This window comes from Plantibacter sp. CFBP 8804 (assembly GCF_014841225.1).
GTDB lineage: Bacteria > Actinomycetota > Actinomycetes > Actinomycetales > Microbacteriaceae > Plantibacter > Plantibacter auratus.
This window is the reverse complement of the sequence record NZ_JACYTU010000001.1, coordinates 854,746-870,955: the sequence shown is the minus strand read 5'-3', so window position 1 is coordinate 870,955 and position 16,210 is coordinate 854,746. Positions and strand designations below refer to the sequence as shown.

17 protein-coding genes are annotated in these 16,210 nt (G+C 70.7%); 3 read left to right on the top strand and 14 right to left on the bottom strand.

Going from position 1 to position 16,210, the window contains the following annotated elements; genetic code table 11:
* Positions 1-12 precede the first annotated feature (12 nt).
* Positions 13-1,392 carry a DNA recombination protein RmuC gene (gene rmuC, locus IFU11_RS04080; RefSeq protein WP_137241981.1) on the bottom strand — a complete coding sequence of 460 codons (1,380 nt, stop codon included), beginning with the start codon at positions 1,390-1,392 and terminating at the stop codon, positions 13-15.
* A 58-nt stretch (positions 1,393-1,450) separates the two neighbouring features.
* On the bottom strand, positions 1,451-2,032 hold the full coding sequence (locus IFU11_RS04075; protein ID WP_064296572.1) for an exonuclease domain-containing protein: 582 nt from the start codon (positions 2,030-2,032) through the stop codon (positions 1,451-1,453).
* 132 nt (positions 2,033-2,164) lie between these two features.
* Between IFU11_RS04075 and ychF the strand changes: the two genes are divergently transcribed.
* Positions 2,165-3,238 (top strand): redox-regulated ATPase YchF, encoded by a 1,074-nt coding sequence (gene ychF / locus IFU11_RS04070; RefSeq protein WP_085510494.1) that lies wholly within the window; start codon positions 2,165-2,167, stop codon positions 3,236-3,238.
* A gap of 69 nt (positions 3,239-3,307) precedes the next feature.
* Here ychF and IFU11_RS04065 read toward each other — a convergent pair whose 3' ends face one another.
* Together IFU11_RS04065 and IFU11_RS04060 are read right to left on the bottom strand one after the other, a co-directional pair.
* A complete protein-coding gene (locus IFU11_RS04065) occupies positions 3,308-3,613 on the bottom strand; it encodes a hypothetical protein (RefSeq protein WP_192018217.1) in 306 nt (101 codons plus the stop codon).
* Between the two features lie 32 nt (positions 3,614-3,645).
* Positions 3,646-4,161 (bottom strand): hypothetical protein, encoded by a 516-nt coding sequence (locus tag IFU11_RS04060; protein WP_192018216.1) that lies wholly within the window; start codon positions 4,159-4,161, stop codon positions 3,646-3,648.
* A 135-nt stretch (positions 4,162-4,296) separates the two neighbouring features.
* Between IFU11_RS04060 and IFU11_RS04055 the strand changes: the two genes are divergently transcribed.
* Positions 4,297-5,466, top strand: a complete 1,170-nt coding sequence (locus tag IFU11_RS04055) for a hypothetical protein (protein ID WP_192018215.1) — start codon at positions 4,297-4,299, stop codon at positions 5,464-5,466.
* A gap of 13 nt (positions 5,467-5,479) precedes the next feature.
* Here the strand turns inward: IFU11_RS04055 and IFU11_RS04050 are convergent, their stop codons facing one another.
* A complete protein-coding gene (locus tag IFU11_RS04050) occupies positions 5,480-5,827 on the bottom strand; it encodes a LysR family transcriptional regulator (protein WP_064296432.1) in 348 nt (115 codons plus the stop codon).
* Between the two features lie 46 nt (positions 5,828-5,873).
* Positions 5,874-7,094, bottom strand: coding sequence for an ice-binding family protein (locus IFU11_RS04045; RefSeq protein ID WP_192018214.1), 1,221 nt, complete (start codon positions 7,092-7,094; stop codon positions 5,874-5,876).
* A 209-nt stretch (positions 7,095-7,303) separates the two neighbouring features.
* Between IFU11_RS04045 and IFU11_RS04040 the strand changes: the two genes are divergently transcribed.
* On the top strand, positions 7,304-8,959 hold the full coding sequence (locus tag IFU11_RS04040; RefSeq protein WP_192018213.1) for an ABC-F family ATP-binding cassette domain-containing protein: 1,656 nt from the start codon (positions 7,304-7,306) through the stop codon (positions 8,957-8,959).
* Positions 8,960-8,975: 16 nt separating this feature from the next.
* Here IFU11_RS04040 and IFU11_RS04035 read toward each other — a convergent pair whose 3' ends face one another.
* The 8 genes from IFU11_RS04035 to IFU11_RS04000 all read right to left on the bottom strand — a co-directional run bounded on the left by IFU11_RS04035 (position 8,976) and on the right by IFU11_RS04000 (position 16,111).
* Entirely contained in the window at positions 8,976-9,545 is a 570-nt protein-coding gene (locus IFU11_RS04035; RefSeq protein WP_192018212.1) for a carboxymuconolactone decarboxylase family protein, read from the bottom strand.
* A gap of 219 nt (positions 9,546-9,764) precedes the next feature.
* Positions 9,765-9,980, bottom strand: coding sequence for a hypothetical protein (locus IFU11_RS04030; RefSeq protein WP_079705518.1), 216 nt, complete (start codon positions 9,978-9,980; stop codon positions 9,765-9,767).
* Positions 9,981-10,099: 119 nt separating this feature from the next.
* Positions 10,100-10,300 carry a hypothetical protein gene (locus IFU11_RS04025; RefSeq protein ID WP_064296429.1) on the bottom strand — a complete coding sequence of 67 codons (201 nt, stop codon included), beginning with the start codon at positions 10,298-10,300 and terminating at the stop codon, positions 10,100-10,102.
* Between the two features lie 108 nt (positions 10,301-10,408).
* Entirely contained in the window at positions 10,409-11,551 is a 1,143-nt protein-coding gene (locus IFU11_RS04020; protein WP_192018211.1) for a cysteine desulfurase family protein, read from the bottom strand.
* Between the two features lies 1 nt (position 11,552).
* The gene (gene nadC / locus IFU11_RS04015) at positions 11,553-12,404 is read right to left on the bottom strand and encodes a carboxylating nicotinate-nucleotide diphosphorylase (RefSeq protein ID WP_191940778.1); all 852 of its coding nucleotides are present in this window, start codon (positions 12,402-12,404) and stop codon (positions 11,553-11,555) included.
* Positions 12,398-14,023, bottom strand: coding sequence for an L-aspartate oxidase (gene nadB / locus IFU11_RS04010; RefSeq protein ID WP_192018210.1), 1,626 nt, complete (start codon positions 14,021-14,023; stop codon positions 12,398-12,400). The genes nadC and nadB overlap by 7 nt, the downstream gene beginning before the upstream one ends.
* 1 nt (position 14,024) lies before the next feature.
* Positions 14,025-15,332 carry a quinolinate synthase NadA gene (gene nadA, locus IFU11_RS04005; RefSeq protein WP_191940780.1) on the bottom strand — a complete coding sequence of 436 codons (1,308 nt, stop codon included), beginning with the start codon at positions 15,330-15,332 and terminating at the stop codon, positions 14,025-14,027.
* A complete protein-coding gene (locus IFU11_RS04000) occupies positions 15,329-16,111 on the bottom strand; it encodes an NUDIX hydrolase (protein WP_192018209.1) in 783 nt (260 codons plus the stop codon). Before IFU11_RS04000 ends, nadA begins: the two co-directional genes overlap by 4 nt.
* Positions 16,112-16,210: the final 99 nt, after the last annotated feature.

The window sequence follows — 16,210 nt, the reverse complement described above, 5'->3', positions numbered from 1 at the left end:
CGTTCGTGCCGGTCAGTCCTGGAGCCGGTGCGCGAGCCGGGCCTCGAGCTCGCTCGGCTCGGCACCGGACGGCTCCGGCGGGGGCTGCGCCTCCGGTGCGGTGAGGCGCTTCGGTGAGGCGTCGCTCTGGCTCACCTGACCGATGACCGTCGCCTCGTCGAGGGCGTCGAGCTTCCGCGCCGTGACGAGCACGCGGGTCTCGAACGACGAGGCGAACTGGTTGTAGTTGGTGACCGTGCTCTCGATGGACCGGCGCAGGCGGTCGGCGTGGTCCGACAGCGTCGAAAGCCGCTGGTAGAGCTCCTTGCCGAGGTCGAACAGTCGCTTCGCGTCCTCGGTGAGGACGTCCTGCTGCCAGGTGAACGCGACCGTCTTGAGGACGGCCCACAGGTTGACGGGGGAGGCGAGGGCGACCCGTTTGCCGAAGGCGTAGTCGAGCAGGCTCGCGTCGGCCTCGAGCGCTGCGGCGAGGAGCGACTCGCTCGGGATGAAGCAGATCACGAACTCCGGGCTCGACTCGAGGCCGCGCCAGTACCCCTTCGCGGCGAGGGCGTCGACGTGCGACCGCACGGCCTTCACGTGCTGCGCAAGGAGGGCGGTGCGTCGTGCCGCCTCCTCGCCCGTGGCCGTGACGGGGATGGTGCTGGCTTCGAGGTATTGCGCGAACGGCACCTTCGCGTCGACCGCGATCGACTTGCCGCCGGGGAGTCGCACGACCATGTCGGGTCGGCCGATGCCGTTGTCGGACGTGATGCTCGACTGCAGGTCGAAGTCGACGCGCTGCGTGAGTCCTGCGGCTTCCACGACGTTGCGGAGTTGGGTCTCGCCCCAGACGCCGCGGGTGGCGTTGTTGCGGAGCGCCGAGGCGAGCGACTCCGTCGTGGACCGCAGGCGTTCCTCGGACTCCGAAGCCGTCTTCAGTTGTTGGGCGAGCTCACCGTGCTGGCGGCTGCGCTGCTGCTCGAGTTCCGCGACCTTCGCCTGCATGTGCTCGAGGCTGTGCTGCACGGGCGCGAGGGCCTGCAAGACCTGGCTCTCCTCGTGTTCCTGGCGCGATCGTCGTTCGGCGTCGGCGCGGTGGCGTTCGGCGAGCTCGCGGTACTGCTCGCGCTGGGCGTTCAGCTCGCGTCCGAGCCCGTCGGCCGTGGCGTCGAGCGCGGCGAGTTCGGCGCGCAGCGCGGCGCGGAGTTCGGCCTCCCGCGCGGACGCGTCGGCGAGGAGCTGTGCCTGCTGACCGCGGAGGTCGGCGAGTTGGGCGGTGTGCCTGGCCTCGAGCAGCGCCGGGTCGACCGAACCCGCGCCGGTGCGCCGCTGCAGCAGGAGGACCGCCACGGCTGCGCCGATGACGAGTCCGATGAGGAGGCCGATCCCGAGGGCGAGTGCGCTGTCCATGCCCTCAGTGTGTCGCGGGCCGCCGACATCGGTCGGAGGCCGCGCGGCGACCGCGGGCTCAGGCGGCGACGGCCGTCCCGATCCGGCCGATCTTCACGCTCGTGAGCTGCGCGAGTTCGGCGATCGAGGAAGCTCCATGGCGGGCGGCGGCGTGGATGATGATGTGCGCGGAGGCCTCGGCGTCGCCGGTGGCGTCGTGGTGCTGGAAGTCGTCGAATCCGGCGGCGAGGGCCGCCACGGGGAGCCGGTAGGAGTCGAGCTGATACGTCTTGCGGGCGACGTTGAGGCTGCACAGGTAGCTGAGGTCGGGGCAGTCGAGGCCGGTGGCGGCGCAGCCACCCCGGATGACGCCCATGTCGAAGCCGGCGTTGTGGGCGACGAGGGCGTCACCCTGGGCGAAGTCGAGGAGCGTGTCGAGCTGGTCCGCCCAGCCCGGCGCCCCGAGGACGTCGGTGGCGACGATCCCGTGGATGCGGGTGTTCCACTCGAGGAACGCGTCGTGTCCGGCAGGGGGCTGGATGAGCCAGCCCGCGCGGTCGACGACGATGCCGTCGCGGACCCTGACGAGGCCCACGCTGCAGGCGGAGGCGGATGACGAGTTCGCGGTCTCGAAGTCGATGGCGGTGAAATCCAGTGGCACGTCCTCACCCTCGCACCAGCGTCCGACACCGCTCGGGTGGCACGCCGCAACCCGCTCGATCGACGGTGCCGATCCGTGCCCGGAGCGGAGGCGCGACCCACGGGGACGCGCGGCCAAGTACGATAGACCCTCGTGGCTCTTACTCTCGGCATCGTCGGCCTGCCCAACGTCGGCAAGTCCACCCTGTTCAACGCGCTCACGCGCAACAACGTGCTCGCGGCGAACTATCCGTTCGCGACGATCGAGCCGAACGTCGGCGTGGTCGAACTGCCCGACGCCCGGCTCGGCAAGCTCGCGGAGATCTTCGGCAGCGAGCGCATCCTGCCCGCCGCGGTGTCCTTCGTCGACATCGCCGGCATCGTCAAGGGCGCGAGCGAGGGGGAGGGTCTCGGCAACAAGTTCCTCGCGAACATCCGCGAGGCCGACGCCATCGCGCAGGTCGTCCGCGGCTTCGCCGACCCCGACGTCGTGCATGTCGACGGCGACGTGAACCCGGCGTCCGACATGGAGACCATCAATACCGAGCTCATCCTCGCCGACCTCGAGACGCTCGAGAAGGCGATCACCCGGTTCGAGAAGGAGGTCAAGGGCAAGAAGCTCGACCCCTCCGTCCTCACGGCGGCGAAGGAGGCGCAGGACGCGCTGAACGCCGGCACCCCGCTCTCGGCGACGAAGATCGACCTCGCGCCCATCAAGGAACTCGGTCTCCTCACGGCCAAGCCGTTCATCTACGTGTTCAACGTCGACGAGGACGTCCTGCAGGACCAGGCGAAGCTCGACGAGCTGGCCGCCCTCGTGGCACCGGCGAAGGCCGTCTTCCTCGACGCCAAGCTCGAGTCGGAGCTCGTCGACCTCGACGAGGACGACGCCCGCGAGATGCTCGAGTCGACCGGCCAGACCGAGTCCGGCCTCGACCAGCTCGCACGCATCGGCTTCGCGACGCTCGGCCTGCAGACCTACCTCACGGCGGGCCCGAAGGAGTCGCGTGCGTGGACGATCCCGCAGGGTGCCAAGGCGCCCCAGGCGGCCGGCGTCATCCACACGGACTTCGAGAAGGGCTTCATCAAGGCCGAGGTCATCTCGTTCGACGACCTCGTCGAGACCGGCTCCGTCGCTGAGGCCCGCTCCAAGGGCAAGGCCCGCATGGAGGGCAAGGACTACGTCATGCAGGACGGCGACGTCGTGGAGTTCCGCTTCAACGTCTAGCCCGTCGAAAGCGCGCGTTTCGTCGTGCAGCACCGCCAGCGTCGACGGAATGAGCACTCTCGGTGGTGGTCACCGCTTCCGTCGCTGTTCCGCGATCCACGTGTGATCGGCGATCGCGGCTGAGACGGCTTCGCGATACTGCGCGCCGTCTACACTGCGGTACAGATCCCTGCTGAAGAACGGCGATTTACTCCGGTAGGGCGCACTGTTGTGGATGCGTCCGGCGAGGTCGGACAGGACATCGTGGTCGCCCGCGAGGTAGGCGGCGAGCTCGGTGTCGTTCAGCCGGATGAGCGCGGAATCGTCGATGAGGGCGCTGTAGCTGTACCTCGCGTCGAGGTAGAGCGAACCCTCCTGCTCGACGAGGAACCACATTCCTGGTTCATGGTCCACGTAGCGCACCGTCACTACCAGCGCTTGGCGCGAGGGACCAGGCCCGCGAGGGCTGCGAGCCCGGCGAACGCGCTGACCACCCCGAGGAAGCCCAGAGGGGTGTCGCGGAGCGGGCCGATGACGAGCAGGGCGCCCAGGCCGAGCGCTGCCACGCCGAACCCGATGCGCCAGGGTCGCCCGGCTTTCGCCGATGGGCGGCGGCCGGGCAGGTCGGAGGGTCGCGGGCGCGCCCGGCGTCGAACGCTCAGCGGCGGTCCGCCGTCCTCCGGCCCGTCGACGGCACGCCCGAACCCGTCGACCCACGGACCGGCACCGACCTCGGGGCAGCGGTCGTGGACGTTCGTGTCGCGGGTCGAGGCATCCGCCGGGTGTGTAGGCATGGCTGCGGCGAGATCCACGTCGAACCTGACGGAACCGTCCGACAGGAGGGTGTCGTAGCCGACGAACCGCAGCGGCCGTCGGCGCCATCTCGACGTGCCACGAAACGCCGTCGCGCGGACGGCGACGGGACGGTCGGGCGATTCGCGCATGGATCGATGGTGGCACATCGGGTCTCCGTGGTTCAGCACCCTGATGTTTCCGACGTCCCTGCCGCCAGCGGGGTCGTGCTCCGGCGGTACGCTCGATGAGGCGCCACCCGAACGGGCGCCTGGGGGAGGCCACGGGTGACGATCGATCTGGCGAGCATGCTGGTGGTGGCGGTGATCGTCTGCGCCGCCTGCGGGATCTTCTACGGACTCGACAGCGCGCGAACCCTCGCCGGACGCCATATTGCCGCCTGGATGTCCGGATTCGCCACCACTCTGCTCTCGGCGGTCAGCTATCTCGCCGCCACGCTCAACGGCGACTCGGTATGGATCGTCGCCGTCGCCAACGCCGCCATGGTCGCTTCGATCGCCGCCCTGTGGGTCGGGTGCCGGCTGTTCAACGGTCGCCGCAGCCTCGTGCTGCTCGGCACCCTCTTCGTCGGCGTGACGGCGATCTCCACCGTCCTCGACCCCACCGACGACCCGGAGTGGGCCGGCACCATCGCCCGGCTCATCTCGCTCATCATGCTGTCGCTCCTGGTCGCGTACGAGGCGCGGCGGGGGCGGATGCGAGCGGCACGGGCGTCGCTGGTGCTCGTCGTCGTCATGATCCTGCACGCGGCGTTCACCGCCGTGCGCCTCGCGGTCTACCTCACGGGCGGTCCCCACTCGGAGCTCTTCGAGCGGTTGTTCGGCACGGCCTTCGTCACGTACATGAACCTCGTGTTCGTGGTCCTCGTGGCGGTCGGCCTCGTCCTCCTGCGCTCCTGGGAGCGCAAGCAGCGCCTCTCCTCGGAGCGGGTGGGCGTCCGCGCGGTGGGGCGCCGGGCGTTCATCGCCGAGGCGACCCGACTCCGCGAGGGCCAGCAGTCCGATCGTCGCCTCGCGATCCTCGTCGTGGCGATCGACGGCTACGGCGACCTCCGCCGCGCTTACGGGATGGCGACGGCGGGGGAGCTGGAGGCACTGCTCGCAGCCGCGGTCTTCCGTGAGCTGCCGGCCGGGTCCGTCTGCACCCGCGTGTGGAGCGGGACGATCCTCGTGGCCACGTCGGTCGAATCGGGGCCGACCGGCCTCTCGGGTCTCCACGACCTCGCGGCACCGATCGCCGCCGGCTACCGGGAGGCCGTGACGCAGCAGCTCGACGGTTTCGCGGGCGCTGCCAACCTCGGTGTCGCGGTGGATTCGGCCGCGCCGACGCCCGTTGAGACCCTCGTGTCGATCGCTCGGACGGCCCGAGCCGACGCGGAGCGGCGAGGCGAATCGGTGCGGGTCGTCGAGTCCGCGTCGGAGACGCAGGACCGCTGACGGCGGGGACGGCTCAGCGACCCTGGCGCTTCTTGTACGGCAGCGGCTCGCCCTTGACCTTCGGCGCGCGACCCTTGCCCTTGTTCGCCTTGGCTTTGCCGCCCGGCGCAGGAGCCGACTTCGCTGCTGCTGCCGCTGAGGCGTCGAGTTGGCGACGCGCCTCGATGAGGAACGCGTAGCCGGCGTCCGTCAGCTGCGTGGATTCCACGTCGCGAGCGAACAGTTCCGCTCCGACGCTCTCCTCGAGCTTCCGGACGTCGGCGACGACGGTGCTCCGCGGCACGCCGAGCGCCTTGGCCGCCTTCGCGAAGTGGAGGGTCTCCGCGGAGGCGACGAAGGAGCGCAGCTGCTTGTGATCCATGCCCTCAGCCTACGGTCACGGCGTCAGGCTGCCGACCAGTGTCGCGTCAGCCACCCAGCTGGTCGCGTCGACGACGTCGCACGATCACCGAGGCGATACCCGCGAGCAGACCGAGGCCGAGCAGGGAGCCGGCCACGATCGCGAGCGTGGATCCCTGGAACCCGGTGTCGGGGAGCCTCGTGATGTCTCCGGCCGGAACCGCCGGCTGACCGGGGACCTGCGGGGTGCCCGGCGGGACGATGACGATCGTCGATTCGATGGAGTCGTCGGGCGCGCCGCCGTTACTCGCAGTGATGGTGACCGTGTAGGTCCCGGGCGTCGTGGGCGTGCCGGTCACGCCACCGGTCACGCTGTCGAGGACGAGTCCCGGGGGCAGGGCACCCGAGGTGACCGTGTACGTCGCGTCGGGGCTGCCCGTGGAGGTGACGGTGCTGTCATACGTCGTACCGACGGTGCCGCCGGGGAGCGGAGCGGAGGTGATCTCCGGGCTCGTCGTCACGACGGAGCCGCTGCCGTCGTCGCAGCCTGCAGGACGGGTGATGACCGTGTTGTCGAGCGTCACAGCACCGGTGGATGCGAGCAGGCGACCCTCGACGACCGTGCCCGATTGCGTGGAGATGGACGCGTCGGCGAGGATCGTGCCGACGAAGGGCGCGCCTCCGCGGAGCGTGGCCGAGCTGCCCACGCGCCAGAACACGTTGCAAGCACTCGCGCCGCCGACGAGGGTGACCGAGGAGCCGACGGCGGTGTCCAGCGTGCTCGCGGCCTGGAAGACCCAGACGGACTCTGCGGCGCCGGTGAGCGTCACGTTGCCGGTGAGGGAGATCTCTCCGCCTGCATAGACGCCGGGCTCGAGGTTGAGGCCGGTGAGGTCACCGACCTGCTGCGGGGCCGGCGTGAGACTGGAGGCGGTACCCATCGCGATGAGGAGGTCGTTCTTGGCGGTGGCGGCGACCTCGTTGGTCACATCCTGGATGCCGTTGACGATGCCCGGCGGAAAATTGGTCACGGCGCTCCCCGGGCTCAGCCCGAGGTCGCCGTTGATCGTGGTCGGGGAGTCGGTGTTGGTGACGGTCGACCCTGCGAGCACGCCGTACTTGGCTGCCGTGCCCAGGTTGATCGGGCCGTTGATCGTGGTCGCGGCGTTCGCCGGTCCGGCACCGATGGCCAGGAGTCCGACGGTCACGACTGCCGCTGCGGCGAAGAGGCGAGAGCGAACGCGGCCGGGTCTGGCGCTGCGGGCGGGTGGAGAGAGTTCGAGGCGCATCAGGGCCCCTTCCGTGTGGGAGGGGCGCGAAGCCAAAGAACATGGCGACATCAACCGCAACTGCTCCCTGTGTAACACCTTCGGGGGGCGCCCAGTCGGTTAGTGCGGAACGCGTACCCGATCGTGATGTCGTGCTATTCGCGGGCGGGCGCGAGGGTGGCGCGGAATGAACGGTCTCCTGCGCCCGGTCCGAGTGAGACGATTGACCTATGACTGCAACGCTCGTGGCCCAAGGCCTGGCCGGAGGACACGGCCACCGCACCCTGTTCGACGGCCTCGATCTGACGGTGGCACCGGGCGACGTCATCGGCGTCGTCGGGATGAACGGCGCGGGGAAGTCGACCCTGCTCCAGCTCCTCGGCGGCTCCCTCGAACCGCAGGCAGGCACGATCTCGCTGTCGCCCTCCGACGCCTTCGTGGGCGCGCTCCCGCAGGAACACGAGCGCGTCGTCGGCGAGAGCGTCGCCGCTTACATCGCCCGGCGCACCGGCTGTGCTGCGGCGACCGAGGCGATGGACGCGGCTGCCGCGGCGCTCGCCGAACCCCCGCAGGCAGGCGCGGACCCCGCGGACGTCTACTCCGCCGCCCTCGACCGCTGGTTGGCGAGCGGCGCTGCCGATCTCGAGGAGCGGATCCCCGCGGTCCTCGCCGACCTCGGGCTGGACCTCGATGCGGATGTCACGACCACGATGATGACCTCGCTGTCCGGTGGGCAGGCCGCTCGCGTCGGACTGGCGGCGCTGCTGCTGTCGCGATTCGACATCGTCCTCCTCGACGAACCGACCAACGATCTCGACCTGGACGGCTTGGAGCGGCTCGAACGCTTCGTGCAGGGATTGCGCGGGGGTGTGGTGCTCGTCAGCCACGACCGCGAGTTCCTCGCCCGCTGCGTCACGCGCGTCCTCGAACTCGACCTCGCACAGCGGAGCAACCGCGTCTTCGGGGGCGGATACGAGGCCTACCTCGAGGAGCGTGAGGTCGCCAGGCGGCACGCCCGCGACGCCTATGACGAGTTCGCCGACAAGAAGGCCGATCTCATCGGTCGCGCCCGGGTGCAGCGGGAGTGGTCCAGCCAGGGCGTGCGGAACGCGATGAAGAAGGCGCCCGACAACGACAAGATCCGGCGGAAGGCCTCGGCGGAGTCCTCGGAGAAGCAGGCCCAGAAGGTCCGGCAGATGGAGAGCCGCATCGCCCGGCTGGACGAGGTCGAGGAACCGCGCAAGGAGTGGCAGCTGCAGTTCACGATCGGCAGCGCACCGCGTTCGAGCACGGTCGTCGCGACGCTGTCCGAGGCCGTCGTCCGGCAGGGCGACTTCCAGCTCGGCCCCCTGTCGCTCCAGGTGAACGTGGGCGATCGCATCGGCATCACCGGGCCCAACGGCGCCGGCAAGTCCACCCTGCTCGCGACGCTGCTCGGTCGCCGCGAACCCGATGCGGGCAGCGCGAGCCTCGGCTCGAGTGTGCGGATCGGCGAGATCGACCAGGCCCGCTCACTGCTCGTCGGCACGGAGCCGCTCGCCGACCGCTTCGAGGCGATCGTGCCCGACCTCAGTCCGGGAGAGGTCAGGACGCTGCTGGCGAAGTTCGGACTGAAGGCCGACCACGTGAACCGGCCCGTCGACGAGCTGTCACCGGGGGAGCGCACCCGCGCCGGGCTCGCCGTGCTCCAGGCGACGGGGATCAACCTGCTGGTCCTGGACGAGCCGACGAACCACCTCGACCTCGCTGCGATCGAACAGCTCGAGGAGGCGCTCGAGAGCTACGACGGAACGCTGCTCCTCGTCACCCACGACCGCCGCATGCTCGACACCGTCCGGATCGAGCGGCGGTGGGTCGTCGAGGCCGGCCAGGTCACGGAGCGCTAGCCCGCGTCGGTACCGCTCAGAGGCCCCGGAGGAGCGCGTCACGGAGTTCGGGTCCGATGTCCTCGGGAACGTCGACGTCGACCGCGAGCGCCTGGATCGCCCGGCTGTAGTAGTTGCGGGCGGCCGCGGCGAGCGTGATGTCGAGGATCTCCCGGTCGGAGAAGCCGTGCTGGCGCAGGATCAGGCTGTCGGCGTCGGTCATCCGGTCCGAGTCGCGACCCACCCGTTCCGCGTAGGCCATCATCGCGACCTCCGCGGGGCTCAGGTCGGCGTCGCGATAGTCCGCCGCGATGCGCACGAGTTGGTCCTCCTCGAACAGTGAGAGCGATCTCCGGCCGTGAGCGAGACGGCAATGCTGCGACCGTGTCCCTTGCGCCGCGGCGAGCGTCACGAGCTCGTAGCGGCGCATGCCGAGCGGTCGGGCGATCTCACCGATCAGCGCCTCCCATGCGGCGTAGGCCCCCGGGTTCAACGCCATCACCTTCGTGTGAGCAGCGACGAAACCCTGGTCGGCGATGTCGTCGTCATACATCGCGGCCGTCGTCGCATCGGCATCGGCTTCGGGAATGGTGCGGAGGATCGACATGTCGGCCACCTCGTCGGAACGGGTCGCGGGCCGGGCGTCCGCGGCTACCGTTCATGATGGCACTCGAGATCGGCGCTGTTAGAACCAGTTTCCGGCGGGTCTCGGCGATCACATCGGCATCACCGGCCCCCGTTGTCGCCGGGGGAGACCCGCGCCCCGACAATGAGCGAGGACCCCGCGGCGTTCGCCAGGCGGGGTCCTCGTCGTTCAGAGGGCGCGTCAGTCGCGCAGCTGCTCCTTGTAGTCGTTCTTCGCCTCGGTGGTGTCGCGCTCGGCCTCGGCCTTCTTCACGTCGGCCTCCGCCTGCTTCACCTTCGCGTCGGCCTTGGCCTCGTCGACCTTGTCGCCGATCCGGTCCTTGGCGTCTTCGACGGTCTCGCCGATCTTCCGACCGGTCGCCTCAGCAGCGTCCTTGGCGTTGTCCAGGAATCCCATGTCAGCTCCGTCTCTGATCCCGACTCTCGGTCACAGATCCAGCCTCGCGGGCCCGCGCACGCGCGGCAACCACTTGTGTTCCGAGGCGTGGACGGCTAGATCATGAGACGATCCGGCGCTCAGGGAGCGGGGGCACCGCCGTCGGTCGGGGTCGCGTGCGGCAGCCAGTCCTTGAGGATGACCTCCTCCGGGTCGACCAGACGCTCCGTGTGGAGGTCGTACTCCGGGTCGCGCTCGGCGAGGAACCTGGTGACGGCGTCAGCGTCCTCGTTGTCGTGTCGACGTCGTGCGCGGTCTGCCGCGTCCTGCTCGGTGCTCATGGATCCCACCGTAGCCCAGCCTCCGGCAGAGGGTGGCGCTGGACACCCGGCATCGAACGCCCGGCACCGAGCGCGCGCCCGGATCCGTGCGGCCGGCCGTCGCGGGGGTCAGCGGAGGCCCGCGACTGCCTCCACCGAGGCGACGACGGCGCTCGCCGTCCGGTCCAGCTCGGCCGCGGTGACGGCGGCGGTCCAACTGAAGCGCACGGCGGTCTGCGCGACCTCCGGAGCGATGCCGATCGAGAGGAGGACCGGCGACGGCTCGTCGCTGCCGGCGGCGCACGCGGAGCCGCTCGAGGAGATGACACCGCGGCGTTCGAGTTCGAGGAGGACCGCCTCGCCGGAGGTCCCGGGGAACACGAACGACGCGATACCCGGCAGCCGTCGTTCGGGGTGGCCCGTCAACCGAGCGCGCGGGACCTCTGTCAAGACCCTCGCGATGAACGCGTCACGCAGTCCGCTGACGCGGTCGACCGCTTCCACCCGATCACGCTCGGCGAGCTCCAGCGCCGTCGCGAGCCCGACGGCGGCGGCCACCTGTTCGGTCCCGCTCCGGCGACCGCGTTCCTGCCCGCCGCCGTGGAGGAGCGGTTCCAGCGGCAGGGAGCCGCGCACGGCGAGCAGTCCGACGCCCTTCGGAGCACCGAGCTTGTGGCCGGCGAGGCTCAGCGCGTCCACGCCGAGGCGATCCAGTCCGAGCGGCAGCCATCCCGCGGCCTGCACGGCGTCGGTGTGGAACGGGACGCCTGCGGCCCTGATGACGGCTCCGAGCGCCGACAGGTCCTGGACCGTGCCGATCTCGTTGTTGGCCGCCATCACCGAGACGAGCACCGTGTCCGGCCGGAGTGCAGCGGCGAGCTCGGCCGGGTCGACCAGGCCGGTCCCGTCCGCCGGGAGGACGGTGGCCTCGACCCCGTGGAACCGCGTGAGGTATGCGACCGATGCCGCGACCGCCTCGTGCTCGATCGGCGAGGTGACGACATGGCGTCCGCGATCGAGGGCCGCCAGGGTGATGCCCTTGACTGCGAGGTTGTCCGCTTCGGTGCCGCCCGAGGTGAACACCACGTCGCCAGGTCGGACGCCCAGCACGGTCGCGACGCGTCGCCGGGCGTCCCGCAACGCCCCGGCCGCCGCCTCGCCGACGGTGTGATGGCTCGACGGGTTGCCGAAGGTGCTCGTCAGGTACGGCCACATCGCCTCGAGCACCTCGGGGCGCACCGGCGTCGTCGCCGCGTTGTCGAGGTAGAGCATCTCAGTCGACCGAGACGTCGAGTCCGAGGTCGAGGGAGCGGACACTGTGCGTGAGGGCACCGGAGGAGATGACGTCCACACCGGTCTCCGCGATGGCCCGCACCGTCGACAGCGTCACGTTCCCGCTCGCCTCCACGATGGCGCGGCCGGCGATCAGCGCGACGCCCTCGCGGAGCTCGTCGACGCTGAAGTTGTCGAGCATGATCGTGTCGACGCCCGCTGCGAGCACCGCCTCGATCTGGTCCAGACGGTCGACCTCGACCTCGATCGTCGTCGTGTGCGGGAGCTCCTCGCGAGCCCGCAGCAAGGCCTCGGTGACGGTCAGGCCGCGCTCGAGGAGGACCGCCAGGTGGTTGTCCTTGACCATGACGGCGTCGGAGAGCGAGTGGCGGTGGTTGTGTCCGCCGCCCGATCGCACCGCGTGGCGCTCGAAGACGCGCAGGCCCGGGGTCGTCTTCCGGGTGTCGACGATGCGGGCGCGGGTGTCCGACACGGCTTCGACGTAGGCCGCAGTGGTGGTCGCGATGCCGCTCATCCGCTGCACGAAGTTCAGGGCGACGCGCTCAGCGGTCAGGACGGCACGCGCCGGACCCGACACCATGGCGATGGTGTCGCCCGCAGCGAACCGTTCGCCGTCGGCGACGAGGAACGCGACCGTGATGCGTGGGTCGGTCAGTCGGAACGCCGCCTCGAACACGGCCGACCCGCTGAAGACGCCCGCCTCGCGCGCGGTCAGGGATGCCGAGGCCGTGGCGTCCTCCGGGATGAGGGTCGCCGCCGTCAGGTCGCCCCACGGGGCGTCCTCGACGAGGGCCGCGGTGACGGTGGTGTCGATGAGGTGTGGGGTCAGCATGGTGCGAGCACGGTTCCGTTCACGGATGGGTGGGTGGTGGGCTGGGGCGCGTCGGCCGAGGTGGCGAGGATGATCGCGATGGGCGACGCCTGATCCGGATCGACACCGGGATGGTCGTCCCTGGCGTGGGCGCCGCGTGACTCGGTGCGCGCGAGGGCACCGGCGACTACGGCGCGGGCGAGCAGCAGGAGGTTGCGGTCCTCGGCGGCCGCGACCGATCGCGGAGTGGTGACGACGTCGTCGAGCTCGGCTGACCAGCGGTCCAGGGTCCGGCGCGCGCGCTCGAGACCACTTGCGTCACGGACCAGTCCGGCGTCCCGCCACATCACGGCGTGGAGTGCCGCTCGGCTGAACGGCTCGACGTGATCCGCTGGGAGCCGGCGATCGTCTTCGGCCGCAAGGGGATCCAGGACGACCCGCTGACCGCCGAGCCTCGGGCGACCGGCGAGGGGACCCGGTGCCGCATCGATCGCCGCGACGGCGCGGGCCGCGAAGACGGCACCCTCGAGGAGCGAGTTGGAGGCGAGGCGGTTGGCGCCGTGGACGCCCGTGCGTGCGACCTCACCGACAGCCAGGAGCCCCGGCAGGGTGGTCCGGCCGTCGAGATCCGTGGCGACGCCGCCCATCCAGTAGTGGGCAGCCGGGGCGACGGCGACCGGTGTGCGTGACCAGTCCACGCCGGAGGCTCGGAGGTGCTCGTCGATCCCCGGGAACCGCGCGGCGAGGCGGTCAGCACCGAGCGCGGTCGCGTCGAGCGTCACCGGCGCGCCACCCTGCGCTGCCATGGTCCGCGCGATCCCGCGGGCGACCACGTCGCGCGGTGCCAGCTCGGCGTCGGGGTGCAGCGCCCGCATGAAACGTTCACCGTTCACATCCCGGAGGACGGCCCCCTCACCGCGGACGGCCTCGGAGACGAGGAAGCTGCCGGGTGCGGCGAGCGCGGTCGGGTGGAACTGGACGAACTCCACGTCGGCCAGCACCGCTCCAGCACGGAGCGCCGCAGCGGCGCCGTCGCCCGTCGCCACCGCCGGGTTGGTCGTGAACGGGTAGAGCTGTCCGACACCGCCGGTGGCGAGGATCACCTGGTCGGCGTCGACGGTGAACGCACCGCGCTCGGAGGACCGGAGGTGTGCACCGGTGACCGTCCCGGCGGTGACGACCAGGTCGACGAGGACGGTGTGCTCCAGCACGGTGACCCGCCGGGCCGCAAGCGTCTCGACGAGTGCCGTCTCGATCGCCGCGCCGGTCGCGTCACCACCGGCGTGCAGCACCCGGGGGTAGGAGTGGGCCGCTTCGAGGCCCTTAGCGAAGCCGTCGCCGTCGCGGTCGAACGCCACGCCGAAGGCGATGAGCTCGCGGATCCGTTCGGGCCCCTCGGTGCAGAGCACCCGCACGGCCTCCTCGTCGCACAGCCCCGCGCCAGCCAGCAGCGTGTCCCGGACGTGGTCCTCGACGCGGTCGTCGTCGAACATGACCCCGGCGATCCCGCCCTGCGCATAGCGCGTGTTGCTCTGGCCGAGGACGTCCTTGGTGACGACCACCACCTCGTGCCGTTCACTCGCCTGGATCGCGGCCACGAGACCGGCGATCCCGCTCCCGACCACGAGCACCGTCGCCATGTCAGACGGCCTGGGTTCCGGGGGCGACCGGCGGCTTCGCGGCGAGCATGCGCTCGAGCGACAGTCGCGCCGGGACGGCCACGTCGTCGGAGACGGTGATGCGGTTGAGCACCTCGCCCGCGACGAGTCCCTCGAGCACCCAGGCCAGGTAGCCGGGGTGGATGCGGTACATCGTCGAGCAGGGGCAGATCACGTCGTCGAGGCAGAAGATCGTGTGCTGCGGGTACTGCGCGGCGAGGCGCTGCACCATGTTGATCTCGGTGCCGATCGCGAACGTGGTGCCGTCGGGCGCCGCCGCGATGGCCTTCTGGATGTAGTCCGTCGATCCCGCCTCGTCGGCGGCGTCGACGACCGCCATCGGGCACTCGGGGTGCACGATGACCCGGACGCCGGGGTGCTGCGCCCGGGCGCGGTCGATCTGGTCGACGGTGAACCGCTTGTGCACCGAGCAGAAGCCGTGCCACAGGATGACCTCGGCCTGCTCGAGGTCGGTCGCCTCGTTGCCGCCGAGCGGGCGGTTCGGGTTCCACATCGGCATGTGCTCGAGCGGCACGCCCAGCTTCTTCGCGGTGTTCCGACCCAGGTGCTGGTCCGGGAAGAACAGCACCCGCTGTCCGCGCTCGAAGGCCCACCGCAGGACCGTCTCCGCGTTGCTGGACGTGCAGACGATCCCGCCGTGCCGACCGCAGAAGCCCTTGAGTGCCGCCGAGGAGTTCATGTAGGTGACGGGGATGACCGGTACCCGGCCGTCGGCGTCCGGTTCGGTCCCGTAGAGCGCCTCGAGGGCCTCCCACGCCTCCTCGACCTGGTCGATGTCCGCCATGTCGGCCATCGAGCATCCGGCGGCGAGGTTCGGAAGGATCACGGCCTGCTCGGGTCCGGACAGGAGGTCGGCGGTCTCGGCCATGAAGTGCACGCCGCAGAACACGATCGCCTCGGCCTCGGTGCGTGCCTTGGCCGCGTTCGCGAGCTGGAAGGAGTCGCCGATGTAGTCGGCGTGCTGGACCACCTCGTCCCGCTGGTAGAAGTGCCCGAGGATCACGACGCGGTCTCCGAGGGTCTGCTTCGCGGCCACGATGCGGCGGTGGAGTTCATCGTTGGAGGCGTCGCGATAGGCGGCCGGGAGCTGGCCCTGCCGAGGCGAACCGGTCGGGATGACGTCGCCCATCGACGCGCCAGGGCCGTAGCTCGGCGGCTGCAGGTCGAACACCCAGGGCCCGGCCGCGAGCTCGGGCGCGCAGGTCGCGCCGTCGGACGCACCCTCGGTGATCTGCTGGATGGTGTCGTCGACGGATGCGGTGATGGTCATGCTGGCTCCTCGGACTGCTGACGGGTGGTCGGGGTGGACGTCGTGGGCCTGCGGCTCGTCGACCGGCCGGGCGACGGGGTCTCCGGTCGGGTGACGGGCTGGGTCCACCGGTAGAGCCGCGCCGGGCGGTGGCGCCCACCGGTGCGGAGTTCGTCGGTCTGCAGGACGAGGCCGGAGGACTCGACCTGGCGTCGGAAGTTCGCGGGGTCGAGCTGCTTCTGCAACACCGCCTCGTGCACCTCCCGGAGTTCGGAGAGGGTGAAGGTCTCGCCGAGGAAGGCGTGCGCGATGTGGCTGTACTCCAGCTTGTTGCGGAGCCGCCACAGGGCGTACTCGACGATGTCGCGGTGGTCGAAGGCCAACGGGGGGAGTGCGTCGGCCGGGAACCAGCGGACGTTCTGGCCGAGCCGCGTGCGCTTCGCCTCGTCGGACCCGACGAGCGCCCAGTAGACGATCGAGACGACGCGCTCGGCGGGGGAGCGGTCGAGGTCGCCGAACGCGTACAACTGCTCGAGGTAGCGCGGGCGGAGGGAGGTTGTCGTCTCCAGGGTCGACGAGGCCGCGTCCGCGAGGGACTCCGCGGCACCGAGCGGGCCGCCCGGCAGCGCCCAGAGGCCGTCGTAGGGCTCACGGATGCGCCGGACGAGCGGGAGCCAGATGCCCGGCTGCGGGTCGGTCGCGCCGAACCCATCGTCGGCTCGGAGCGTGAAGATGACGGTCGAGACCGCGAGGCCGACCTGCGGGTCCGTCTGCTCCGCGGGAGTCGTCGATCGCTGCATGGGGGATCTCCGTGTTCCGGAGCACCGGCGGCACTTCAGGTAGAAATGACCTGTACTCGATACAGGCTTAGTGTACACCTGACTCGAACAAGGTCCTGC

Bases quoted from the DNA above. Each gene is read 5' to 3' on its own strand.
- IFU11_RS04035 (WP_192018212.1), bottom strand. From the start codon at position 9,545: ATGTCGATCCTCCGCACCATTCCCGAAGCCGATGCCGATGCGACGACG.
- nadB (WP_192018210.1), bottom strand. From the start codon at position 14,023: ATGGCGACGGTGCTCGTGGTCGGGAGCGGGATCGCCGGTCTCGTGGCC.
- nadA (WP_191940780.1), bottom strand. From the start codon at position 15,332: ATGACCATCACCGCATCCGTCGACGACACCATCCAGCAGATCACCGAG.
- IFU11_RS04020 (WP_192018211.1), bottom strand. From the start codon at position 11,551: ATGCTCTACCTCGACAACGCGGCGACGACGCCGGTGCGCCCCGAGGTG.
- IFU11_RS04045 (WP_192018214.1), bottom strand. From the start codon at position 7,094: ATGCGCCTCGAACTCTCTCCACCCGCCCGCAGCGCCAGACCCGGCCGC.
- IFU11_RS04030 (WP_079705518.1), bottom strand. From the start codon at position 9,980: ATGGGATTCCTGGACAACGCCAAGGACGCTGCTGAGGCGACCGGTCGG.
- IFU11_RS04000 (WP_192018209.1), bottom strand. From the start codon at position 16,111: ATGCAGCGATCGACGACTCCCGCGGAGCAGACGGACCCGCAGGTCGGC.
- IFU11_RS04040 (WP_192018213.1), top strand. From the start codon at position 7,304: ATGACTGCAACGCTCGTGGCCCAAGGCCTGGCCGGAGGACACGGCCAC.
- IFU11_RS04025 (WP_064296429.1), bottom strand. From the start codon at position 10,300: ATGAGCACCGAGCAGGACGCGGCAGACCGCGCACGACGTCGACACGAC.
- nadC (WP_191940778.1), bottom strand. From the start codon at position 12,404: ATGCTGACCCCACACCTCATCGACACCACCGTCACCGCGGCCCTCGTC.
- IFU11_RS04065 (WP_192018217.1), bottom strand. From the start codon at position 3,613: ATGTGGTTCCTCGTCGAGCAGGAGGGTTCGCTCTACCTCGACGCGAGG.
- IFU11_RS04050 (WP_064296432.1), bottom strand. From the start codon at position 5,827: ATGGATCACAAGCAGCTGCGCTCCTTCGTCGCCTCCGCGGAGACCCTC.
- rmuC (WP_137241981.1), bottom strand. From the start codon at position 1,392: ATGGACAGCGCACTCGCCCTCGGGATCGGCCTCCTCATCGGACTCGTC.
- IFU11_RS04060 (WP_192018216.1), bottom strand. From the start codon at position 4,161: ATGCGCGAATCGCCCGACCGTCCCGTCGCCGTCCGCGCGACGGCGTTT.